The sequence below is a fragment of the Rhizobium sp. WYCCWR 11152 genome (assembly GCF_013087615.1).
GTDB classification, from domain to species: domain Bacteria; phylum Pseudomonadota; class Alphaproteobacteria; order Rhizobiales; family Rhizobiaceae; genus Rhizobium; species Rhizobium indicum.
Window position 1 is genome coordinate 1,000,282 of sequence record NZ_JABFCP010000009.1, and the last position, 10,487, is coordinate 1,010,768.

General features: G+C 57.5%; 11 protein-coding genes, 2 tRNA genes and 1 pseudogene. 6 read left to right on the forward strand and 8 right to left on the reverse strand.

Annotated features, from left to right (window positions below):
- Positions 1–70 precede the first annotated feature (70 nt).
- Both G9X67_RS20140 and G9X67_RS20145 read right to left on the reverse strand, forming a co-directional pair.
- Positions 71–382 carry a hypothetical protein gene (locus G9X67_RS20140; RefSeq protein ID WP_171599479.1) on the reverse strand — a complete coding sequence of 104 codons (312 nt, stop codon included), beginning with the start codon at positions 380–382 and terminating at the stop codon, positions 71–73.
- A 238-nt stretch (positions 383–620) separates the two neighbouring features.
- Positions 621–1,349: a hypothetical protein gene (locus tag G9X67_RS20145; protein WP_171599480.1), complete on the reverse strand. Its 729-nt coding sequence runs from the start codon at positions 1,347–1,349 to the stop codon at positions 621–623.
- A gap of 1,552 nt (positions 1,350–2,901) precedes the next feature.
- On the opposite strand from G9X67_RS20145, the gene G9X67_RS20155 reads away from it, so the two are divergent.
- Positions 2,902–3,360, forward strand: a complete 459-nt coding sequence (locus G9X67_RS20155; RefSeq protein ID WP_171599482.1) for a GIY-YIG nuclease family protein — start codon at positions 2,902–2,904, stop codon at positions 3,358–3,360.
- Positions 3,361–3,504: 144 nt separating this feature from the next.
- Here G9X67_RS20155 and G9X67_RS20160 read toward each other — a convergent pair whose 3' ends face one another.
- The 3 genes from G9X67_RS20160 to G9X67_RS20170 form a co-directional block, all read right to left on the reverse strand.
- Positions 3,505–5,397 (reverse strand): AAA family ATPase, encoded by a 1,893-nt coding sequence (locus G9X67_RS20160; RefSeq protein ID WP_171599483.1) that lies wholly within the window; start codon positions 5,395–5,397, stop codon positions 3,505–3,507.
- On the reverse strand, positions 5,375–5,626 hold the full coding sequence (locus G9X67_RS20165) for a hypothetical protein (protein ID WP_210258904.1): 252 nt from the start codon (positions 5,624–5,626) through the stop codon (positions 5,375–5,377). Before G9X67_RS20165 ends, G9X67_RS20160 begins: the two co-directional genes overlap by 23 nt.
- A gap of 128 nt (positions 5,627–5,754) precedes the next feature.
- Positions 5,755–5,958, reverse strand: a complete 204-nt coding sequence (locus G9X67_RS20170) for a helix-turn-helix domain-containing protein (protein ID WP_171599485.1) — start codon at positions 5,956–5,958, stop codon at positions 5,755–5,757.
- Positions 5,959–6,132: 174 nt separating this feature from the next.
- Between G9X67_RS20170 and G9X67_RS20175 the strand changes: the two genes are divergently transcribed.
- Positions 6,133–7,395 (forward strand): site-specific integrase, encoded by a 1,263-nt coding sequence (locus G9X67_RS20175; RefSeq protein ID WP_171599486.1) that lies wholly within the window; start codon positions 6,133–6,135, stop codon positions 7,393–7,395.
- 148 nt (positions 7,396–7,543) lie between these two features.
- Positions 7,544–7,963 (forward strand): hypothetical protein, encoded by a 420-nt coding sequence (locus G9X67_RS20180; RefSeq protein ID WP_171599487.1) that lies wholly within the window; start codon positions 7,544–7,546, stop codon positions 7,961–7,963.
- Positions 7,964–8,109: 146 nt separating this feature from the next.
- Here the strand turns inward: G9X67_RS20180 and G9X67_RS20185 are convergent, their stop codons facing one another.
- The 3 genes from G9X67_RS20185 to rlmB form a co-directional block, all read right to left on the reverse strand.
- Positions 8,110–8,247 carry a hypothetical protein gene (locus G9X67_RS20185; RefSeq protein WP_171599488.1) on the reverse strand — a complete coding sequence of 46 codons (138 nt, stop codon included), beginning with the start codon at positions 8,245–8,247 and terminating at the stop codon, positions 8,110–8,112.
- Positions 8,248–8,311: 64 nt separating this feature from the next.
- Entirely contained in the window at positions 8,312–8,470 is a 159-nt protein-coding gene (locus G9X67_RS20190) for a hypothetical protein (RefSeq protein WP_003558513.1), read from the reverse strand.
- 328 nt (positions 8,471–8,798) lie between these two features.
- Complete coding sequence (gene rlmB, locus G9X67_RS20195) at positions 8,799–9,689, reverse strand: 23S rRNA (guanosine(2251)-2'-O)-methyltransferase RlmB (protein ID WP_138328198.1); 891 nt, start codon at positions 9,687–9,689, stop codon at positions 8,799–8,801.
- A gap of 201 nt (positions 9,690–9,890) precedes the next feature.
- Between rlmB and G9X67_RS20200 the strand changes: the two genes are divergently transcribed.
- The 3 genes and pseudogenes from G9X67_RS20200 to G9X67_RS34745 all read left to right on the forward strand — a co-directional run.
- Positions 9,891–9,975: transfer RNA gene (locus tag G9X67_RS20200), tRNA-Tyr, on the forward strand.
- A gap of 24 nt (positions 9,976–9,999) precedes the next feature.
- Positions 10,000–10,073, forward strand: a tRNA-Gly gene (locus G9X67_RS20205).
- A gap of 348 nt (positions 10,074–10,421) precedes the next feature.
- Positions 10,422–10,487, forward strand: a pseudogene (locus G9X67_RS34745) (elongation factor Tu); the annotation flags it as partial.

The window sequence follows — 10,487 nt, forward strand, 5'->3', positions numbered from 1 at the left end:
CGCGTCGGAGCTTTGGCTCGACGACGCGGGCCATGGCAGGCGCGCAGGACGGAGCGCCACGCCAACTGGATTACGCGGCGACCCACTGGAGCTTGTCGCCAAACTCGACGAACAGATCGTAGTCAGATCCGGCTGGCACGAAAAATCTCGTGCCGCTCGTTGCGTTCGGAGACTTGCCAACTGACACGAACGAGTCGGCCGCGGCGCGAATTCGAAAGAGCGGCTGGCCGTAACTGTCCAGATCGGCAGGAGCTGAATTAGTCGTGGTGACGCCGGACGACGGCGCTTCCGACCATACCGGTCGGGCGAGCAATGCTTGTGTGCGGTGTCTAAGATACGAGCCGGAATAGCCGGCGACGACATGAAGGCCGGAGAGGGCCATGTGTTTTCCTAATCTGTGCGGTTTCCGCACCAATGGGGGCAAATGCGTAAGCCGGTCACGCGTGGTATGGCGTGACCGGCTCGATCGATCGGTGCAGAGCACCGAGATTTGACGGTGAGACACCCCGCGGGGCAGCCCACCGGCAAGCCGGTGATAGGCGGCTTGCAAACAAAAAGGGCCGCCGAAGCGACCCTAATTCCTGCCTATAGCTCTTGGGATTCGAGAATGAGGTACCCCTTCACGCAGCCCGTCGTAGCCAGAAGCGATCGACGATCTGAAAACCGTCGAATATCCACGCGCGCGCCGCGCCTTTCGCGCCCTTGCTTCCAGCACCCAATGCCCGGCCGATTGCTTCAAGAGTATCGCCGTCTAAGACGGCCATCTCGAATGCCGATATGATGTTGTCGGTCACGGATAGCCGCGCTCTGAGATATGCGAGTTCGCGGCCAGCATCGAGCTTCGCAATTTGTGGCATGTCGCCTTGCCACTTCTTGGGTACGGGAGTGGCCCGCCTCTTCGTTTCACTGGTCATTGCAGCGGCGCGTGTCGGAGCCGTGTCCACGTTCGCTCGCCTTCCCGTAACAATCTTGATCTCCTTCGGCTTCCCTTCCGCGTCTTCTTTGTGGAGGATGTACACATTGTCTGCCGCATCGGTACCGATGAGCTCGGTGGGCAGGGTGGCGGTGTCGTGGAGGTGCCGATAGCGCCTTGCCAGTCGAAGGCAATGATCGTTCTGTTCGGTATTCAAAAGTTTCTCGAGCGGCCAGTCCCGTCGGTCGTTCGCGTGCTGGTCTCTGTAGAAATTTGAGGAGTACCAAGCCTTGCCGCGATCGATGAATTCGAGTTCATCGCCGCAGCCGGTGGCGATCGGGCGGAAATTGTCGTTAGCCGGCGCGTGTAGCCTAGGTGGCGCCTCCCAGATCTGGCCGTCGGTATTCTTGCGCGCGAAAGTTATTCTCGTCGTCATGCTATCACCCATGAATCGAGGACGTCTGACCGCTTGCGCGGTCGGCTAAAGTTTCCGTGTGGTGATGATGGCTGCAGTAACAAGATATAGTGTAAACAACCAAAAATATCCACTGCATTTTGATTTCGCGAAAATCAAAGAATCCGAAATTGTGCCCACGTGAGGGGGACGCGGGTTGAGCGCCGCGAGGTGTCTCTAGCTATTGGATAAGCCCCTCCGCATCCCAAAAAGCTCAACGTTTTCTCGTGCGCGCACTGCGCACGCCCCTGAGAATTCCTGAGTTAGCGTTAGTGCGAAGCGAGGCGGCCGGTACGCTGTGGCGGGCGGCGGAGAGATTGGAGGTGCTCCCCTCCTGTTCGATGTTGTCAAAATCTACGCCGCGAGAACGAATTATTAACAATTGATCGCTACGCTTCCTTGGGTCGACAGGCAAAGGAGTCCAAGACATGACAAAGAAAACTATCATTGAGGTCGCAGATATCGACATGCCCGACAATTTACCAGCGTGCAGTGATAACGCCGGGCAATTGGTTTCGAGAACGTCTCTCGCGATCGACCTCAATTTATGGAAGGGTAGGCTGAAAGCTTTATTCAGTCGGACGGCTTTAAAATGAAGGGTGGCGATCTCAAGCGCTGGCGCGAGGAGCGGGGGCAAACTCAGAAGGAGCTTGCCGAGGAGTTGGACGTTTCTCGGCACAGCATCCTAAAGTGGGAGGGAGCTACGACGGTGCCGCGGATTGTGGAACTAGCCATACTAGGTTTACAGAACGGTAGCGCTATGATTGGGAAAACATCTTCAGCAAGTGAGATTGCCGCGCAACAGGCTCGTTTGGACGCCATCCTTACGAAACAATTGTAAGAACGGCCGCTCCGGAAACGAATTGTTCTTAGCGAGAAAAATGTGGTGTCCGGCGAAGTGATGGATCGCCCTGATAGACGATAACTGTTGATTTTCAAGAACGTGGCGATGTCAACAGCATCGACCTGTGGATATTGGTAATAACCGACTAGCCGACCCCTGGTCAGTCCACAGATGTTATTGCAGGAATGCAACAACACAGTTGCAAGTTGGGGAAAACTCGGAAATCGATTCTATGCATTTCCGCATACTCTTCCCGGCCGCATCATTCCATGGGATAAATGAAGGGCTCCAGATGCAAATCTGAAGCCCATCGGTAGCAAGAATTGTTGCGGTGCTAGGCTGGCCCGTAGGCAAGATTGCTACCGCAGCAACGGTAGTCTGAGCAACACCGTGATAGCGCCGATGGCCATCTCGCGCAAGCCAAGGGTCGGTATTTATGGACAATGTGGTTCAGTGGTTACAGGCCGCTGCGGCGGCGGCTGCCTTCGTCTACACGTCTCTGAAGATACATGCCGCGATCAAACGGCGTAGTCGTAGAACAGACCAATAGCAATGAAGCTAAGTCGGCCGGCGCGAATGCCGGCCTTCTACATCTAGTATGAGAGTCTGGAAAGCGCCTTCTATTGTGCTTCCCTAATGTTCTGTCATCATCTTTTACGGAGGGTTTGATTCGAACCATCGGAGCTTGAAATGAGCACTGGCATCTTCGGACTTCTCGCGGCACCATCGCACGATCAATTCCATCGTTGGCAAGGACGATCGGGCCAATGGTGGATTACTACAGTCTTTCCATTATTTTCCTCACACATCACAGGCGCATCTGTCTACGTGATGGTTCGCAGAGATGACACTGGCCGTGCCCACCCATTGTACATTGGACAGACGTCCGACACTGCGCGGCGGATGGAAGAACACCTGCATGATAAGGTGCTGCAGGCCATTCGCCTCGGCGGCAACGAACTCCATGTTCACCTACTGGCGAAAACCGAGGCCGAGCGTTTCGCAATAGAAACCGATTTACGGAATGGGCACAACGCTCCGCTCAATCGTCAGAACAGTGCCGCTGTTTTTGGTGGCTTGTTTGGCCTTGGCGCCAACTATCAAAACCAGCAGCACCAGAAGTCCTTACTCGGACAATTTGTTGGCTAGTGTTCATTCTGCCTGCGGGGGTCGTCATCTGCGGGGGTCTAATTTTTTAACACATGCAGGGTGCGGGGGTATTCCATAAAAGGAATAACCCCCGCCGCCGCACTGTTTTGCGGGAGTGCGGAAGTCCGTTTGCGGGGGTTGAAACTAGACCCCCGCAATGGGTTTTATGAAGTCTGCTTCGTGCCGGCTGGCGTCCTTCATACGGACTATTTCGAGCTCACCGGCGTCAATCCAAGCGGCGAGCATTGCCTTGGCCTGCTCCCTGCCATCCGCAATTCCAGTCTCGATCAATAGATTGCCAGCCCAATGCTTGGCGCGTTGGTCTGCCTTATAGTCGGAGGCTTCGAGCCGGACCTTGACGCCAGCCAGGTTTTCTGCCGGAACATCCGCAACAACGGCAGCACGAGCCGAGGCGGCCCGCTCCTCAATGGCTTCGCGTGACGGCCAGCGCCAAGGCTCAACCACGCCGATCTCATCGCCAGTCTTGGCCAGACCGCGGCCGTTCCCCAGCGGCACCGATACGAACCTGCGCCATTGCGACTGGCCCGACGCCACCATGTTCACCTTTCCGAAGTCGACGCGGAAGTAGGCGCGAGGATCATCGACGCCAGCTTTCTCCGCTTCTGCCGGCGTCATCACATTGAAGACGCGCATAGAGCGGACCTTGTCTTTGAACGCGCCACCGCCACGCGCGCTATCCGCTGTGACCTCGCCTTGGTTCTTTGCGACATGGTGGACGAGCTCAATGCCACAATTCGCTTCGTCGGCAACCCGGACCCACGCTGCCGCAACACGCTGCATCGCGCTGTTGTCGTTCTCTTGTGCCTCATGAGTGCTGACGAATGGATCGACGATGACAACGTCGATTTCGCGCCGACGAATCTCGGCAACCATATTGGTTATGAAGGGTTCGACGATTTTCAGATCACGCCCTTCCTGTCGTGCAATAACGAACTCCTGGTCGCGTCCAGAGTCTGTGAAGAGCCGTCCGCCGATCTGCTCATTAGAAACGGCGAAGTGCTTCGCAGCGGCATGGAATCGCCGATTGATCTCATCCTGCGGATCCTCCGCGTTGACCCACCATACCTTAAGTGGCTTGGTCAGGGCGCCCTGAGGATCGAGCAGCGGACGGCCAGTTACCATCGCGAGCGACTCTGATATCGAGTGTGCGGTCTTGCCACCGCCGCCAGGTCCCACGGACGCCGTAGCGTAACGACGGATGTAGTGCCGACCGAATAGCCAGTCCCGCTCTGGGAGGCTGGCAGGGTCGCCTAGAGTAAAGGGGGACGCGGCCAGCGACTTGGGCTGCACAGGCAACTCTACAAACTTCTTCGAAAGTCGACTCGTGAACAAGGCCCGACCATCTGCGAGAATCTGGATTTTGCCAGTGAGACCGCCGACGACTGCGCCAAATACCGTGTTGCCGCTGATGAAGGCGTCCGGGCCGGTGAAAGCGGCCAGATAGGGCACTAGGCGCTCGTCATGCTGCGCGTTATCATTCGTGGCGACCGGCGCAGGTTCGGACTGTTCCACGTCGATATCGCGCTCGGCAAGGTTCGCGCGCGCCGTGCGCTCAAGCCACTTGGGGCGATGGCCGGCCACGAAGCCTTTGCTGTACGCCAGGATCTCAATCTCGGCTTCAAGCGGCGGCAGGCCGTGCCATTTCTCCTGCAACGGCTTCATAGCGGTGATCGCGTCCATTACTAGATCTACGGCCGCTTCGCACGGCTCGCCGTCGATCTGTTGGACGATCGGAGTTCCACCGCGCCAGAGCGTTAGGACGGTCGCATCCTGACCTTCCTCGATGAATCGAAAGAAGCTGTCGGTGATGATACCGAGCCGCGGGATGTCTTCATCGGTCATGTCTGACCAGTGAGATATCTTCGTGAGTGCATCCCGTGTCAGGCCCGCGAGGTTATCAGGGTCCGGCACCAGTACAACGTCGCCTGACAGCTGCCAGAGGGCGGCCTTGTTGACCTCGTAAAATGCATCGCGGTGTGGTCTTGGATCTGGCTTAGGCTGCTTTTTTGCGGTCATTGGCGATTTCGTGCCCCTCGAAAAATATGGAAGCTGCTGCGGTGATCTGGCGGGAAAGCGAAGTAGAAGCGGTCACCGACCGTCCGCCGCCGGATACGGACGGAAAGAAGGTCCGGCGCCCTTTTGGTGTGTCGACAAGCTTCAAGCCGCACAGGCGGAGGTCGTCGGTTACCTGCACGCTGAAGCGAGCAAGCACGTGGGTGCCTTCTCCGGCGAAGCCGCCGGACATTTCGAAGTCAATGATTCTCATCGGTTCCTTTCTCGCGCACAGCGGCGCGCGCCTGCCGGCGCTGCCGGCAGGTGGTTAAGTCTGTGATTGAGGGGAGGGCGCTAAGCGTTACGTAACGGGCGAAAAGATCATGCTGCTGCCCTTTCCGCGTCGACCATCCATTTGGTCAAAGAGGAGCGGCGAGCCGCAACGCTTCCGCCTAGTTTGAAATGCGGCATGATCCCGTCGTAGGTGAGTCGATAGACTTGCCGACTCGATACCCCTAGGAATTTCGCAATGGCGTTGGCGCCGATAAGGAGGTCGCCGCTGAAGTTGTCGTTATCTGCTTTCATTTTTTCTCCTCTCAAGGGTTGACAGAATATTTGTAAACATGCTAATTCTGAACGTGGATAGGTGTGCCCTATCGACAATTCCCACAATAGCGTAAACATACATTTTTTGCAAGGTTTACCTTGCTTGCCGCCCCGTGCCATGCTTTCATGTTCCATCCAATCAGGGGGTCATGAATGGCAACTATCACAAAACGAAAATGGACGAACAAGAGCGGCGACCACGAGGCGTGGGTACTCGCCTGGACAGATGCATCCGGCAAGCGCCATAAGAAGCAGTTCGACAAAAAGCGGGATGCCGAAGCGCACCGCACCGAAGTTACGCACCAGGTCGCCGTTGGCACGTTCCGAGCTGATGCGGCCAGCACCACCGTAGATGACGCCGTAACCGACTATCTGAAGCTTCTGGCTGATAGGAGAGACCGTGGCGAGCATGTGACCGAGCACTATTATCGAACCGTCGAAGGACAGCTCCGCAATTATGTGGCGCCGACCGAAGAGCACCGAGCAAAGCAACCGGAGAAGACCAGGATTATCTTCGATGGAGGTATTGGTGCCATGAAACTTTCCCAAGCATCCGCGAAGGTGATCGGGGATTTCCGCGATCGTTTGCGGGCGGCTGGCGTCGGCGTGGTGACGACTCGGCGCATTCTTGGAAGTCTATCTCGCGCGCTACAAAACGCCGTTGGCAACGACCTGATGGCGATCAATCCGGCGGCAAGCATCCGCGTCACCGGCAAGCGAGGCGAGGGGTCTAAGAAGGTTGTACCGCCATCCAAGGCGGATCTTGCCGCAGCGCTGGCCGAAGCGGCGGGAAGCTTGAGGGTTCGTATGCGGCTCTCGGCTTCATCCGGCGTCCGCGCCTCGGAACTCTATGCACTTCGCTGGAAACACGCGGCGTTCAACGCTGGCGAGCTCACCGTCGACGGTCGTGTCGACGCTTACAAAAATGAGGACACCACCAAGTCAACAGCAGGCATCCGGCGCGTGCCACTCTCCTCAGCTATGTTGGCCGAGTTGCGAGCATGGAAAGAAGCAGCCAAGAGCTCGGAAGCAGAAGATCTGATTTTCCCAAATGCCAAGGGCGGTTTTCTCGATCATAAGAATATCCTGAAACGCGAGTTCCGGCCGCTGCTTATCGCTGCCGCCAAGAAGGCTACAGATGAAGGCAGGAAGTTCAAACCGTTCAATTGGCATGCGCTCCGCCACTTCGCAATCAGCACATGGATCGAAGCTGATATGCAGCCCAAGACGGTTCAAACGTTTGCCGGTCATTCCTCACTCGCCGTCACCATGAGCCGGTATGGGCACATGTTTCCGAGCGATACTCACCGTAACATCATGGATCAGATTTCGACGTCCATTTTCGGCGATGGCGCACAAATGGCGCATGAAGCCGCAGAAGCGCTGTTACATAAGGATTTCACACCTGATTTGTAATCAGGGGGTCGCGAGTTCGAACCTTGCCGGGGGCACCATTCTTTTCCGCGCGATACCGTTTGCTAGTCCATAGTCTGGGTTCGACGCTGTTGCGCTCAATCGCACCAGCAGACTTTTCAGAAGGTTCATATCGCTCGATGAACCGCGCGTGAAGGGCTGCTTCACCGCCAATTCAGCCGCGCCCGCTTATCTTCGCCTCATCATCAATGAGGAAATAGCCATGAAGCTCGCACATCTCTTTCTCGCCGCAACCATTTCCGTCGGCGCGGCTTTCGCGTCCGTCGCACCGGCGGCCGCCATGCCGGCCGAGCGGCCGGCGGTGACGGCGCAGGGCGACATCGTTCAAATTCGTGATGGCTGGCGAGGTGATCGCGACCACGACGACCGTGGCTGGCGACGTGATCGCGACCGGGATGATCGTGGCTGGCGCGATGGGCGCGATTGGCGCCGGTCCGACTGGCGCGATGATCGCCGTCACGGGCGGCGGTGGCGTGCCGAGCGTTGGCAGGAACGCCGCGACTGGCGCCATCGCGATCGCGGCATGCCGTTCTGGCTCTACCGCAGCTGACGATAACGGCCCGGATCATCCGGGCCGTTATTTTAGAGCATGATGCCGAAAAGTGTGATCGGTTTTCGGACGACATCATGCTCCCACTATTTATTTTTAGAACAGGATTCAGATTTTAGGCCGAGCCGGCCTAAAGTCATCCTGTTCTAATGAGTGAGGGGTTCGTTGACGCTCGCCTCGATCCTGTCGCCATTGCCGGTCTGTCCGGCGCCGGAGGGCGACATCATCGCGATGCTGAGTACGGAGGCGATCATGAAGGCGACGACGGCGATCATTATGCGCATAAGCGTTCAATCCTCGTTCGATTCCGGGATTAACGCATGATCTCCGTCCGCGTTCCTGCAAGTATTATTGCACCTGGCCCGGCGTCGCGGGGCCAGGCGCCGTCGGCGAGAGAGGATCGGGCTGGTGGATGGGGTGCGACGTGTCCACCCAAATGATGCTGATGATAATCACGACGAAGACCGCGATGAAGAGGATACCGAAAATCAGCGGTCGAATGGCCATGATAGGGATCGTTCCTTCTTGCTTGTGAGCCGGTCGCAACAACCGGTCGTCGCCCGATCATAGTGCTCCAGGGCGTCATTCCAAGGCAAAAGTGGATTTTTCCGGCATCGGTCGGGCGTTGCACGAGCGTTGTCCGTGTCCTTTTCCATTTGTCGCGCCGCATCGAACTCCTGCATAATTCCTTAAATCCGAATCGATAGCGCGTCTGAAAAGACGCGCGGCGCTGTACGTCACGGATGATCGTCTATCCCGTCGAAGTGGCCTATGCAGGCGATACGGCGCGCAGGCCGATGGACGGATCGACCGGCTGCCCTTGCTGCGGGCCAGCCTATGCCTTCAGGTGAAGCCGCGCCGCATAAAGCGCGATTGCTGCCGCATTCGAGACGTTGAGCGATTTGATCGAGCCCGGCATGTCGAGACGGGCAAGTGCGTTGACGGTTTCCCGCGTCTTCTGCCGAAGTCCCTTGCCCTCGGAGCCGAGCACGAGCGCCACCTTCTGGCCCGAGAAGGTGCCTTCGAGTGGCGCCGGCCCTTCCGAATCAAGGCCGATGGTGGAGAAACCGAGCTTGTGCAATTCACCGAGTGCATCGGCGAGATTGGTGACCTGTATATAAGGTATCAGTTCCAGCGCGCCGGAGGCGGACTTGGCGAGCACGCCCGATTCGGTCGGGCTGTGTCGCTGCGTGGTGATTACCGCGCCGGCATTGAAGGCGACGGCCGAGCGCATGATCGCGCCGACATTGTGCGGATCGGTCACCTGATCGAGGACGAGCAGGAGAGGACTTTCCTTCAGTGCTTCGAGCCGGCGTACCGGAAGCGGCCGTGTTTCCAGCATGACGCCCTGATGGATCGCCTCGGGGCCGAGCACCTTGTCGATCTCCTGCGGCGAAACGATCTCGAAGGGAATGCCGAGCGCCTCGAGGTCGACTTCGAGGCGCGCCAGCGCATTCTGAGTCACGAACAGCTTGATCTTCTTGCGCTCGGGATTGTCGAGCGCTGCGCGCACCGTATGCAGGCCATAGAGATGCACCTGGTCGGGCGCAAGCGCCGGCGGCTTCCAGTCTTCGCCGCCGCGCTTTCGCTTCTGCGGCTGAGGTGTCGGAATCTCCCCGCGTTCGCGCTTGGCGTCGCGGTGGGCGCGCCGCAGAGTGGCGTAATGCGTATCCTTGGCAGATGGGTCTGTCGCGGTCTTGCCGCCGGATTTGTTGTCTTTGCTCATGCAGCTTTATAGCCATGGCGCTCGCTGCCGCATAGGCTTTCTTTCATATGCCGGCTTTCGGTGGTGAATGAAATTTTTCGTGTTTTTTCCGTTGTCATCGTGTTGACAGACTGAAATGCTCCGGTCATATACGCGGCGCAGACGACGGGCAGCAACGCTTCGAAGTCTGACGAACTTGGTCTTGCGATCCGGACGAAAACTGGAGAGATGCCCGAGTGGTTAAAGGGGACGGACTGTAAATCCGTTGGCTCAGCCTACGTTGGTTCAAATCCAACTCTCTCCACCATTCGTCATCGGATCGGACCACCCCGCGGGTATAGCTCAATGGTAGAGCAGCAGCCTTCCAAGCTGAATACGCGGGTTCGATTCCCGCTACCCGCTCCAGTTTCCGTTACGCTACTTTATTCGACCGCTGCTGTGATAGTCCCCGAGATATCTCCGGCGCTGGCGAAGAAGCTGACGATTGCGATTATCGACTGGTGGGGAAGGGCGCTCTACGCCGAACGTCTATAGCGCGTCTCCGGCGGTCAATGCGATTTTCTCTAAGATTTCAGCGATTTTCGAGGGGGCTTTGGCGAATCGCCTTGCAGGCGGCGAATTGTCTCCCATATGCGCTGTCAGGCCAAGTTTGGCGTCTGCAATTAAGTCTTGCGCAATGTCGCTGAAAGCCTTAAACGGCGGCACTAAACCGGTTCGCCGGGGCCACCATTTTCGTTCACAGGAAGCATTCAAATGGGAAAGAGTAAGTTTGAGCGCAACAAGCCGCACGTCAACATTGGCACGATTGGCCACGTTGAC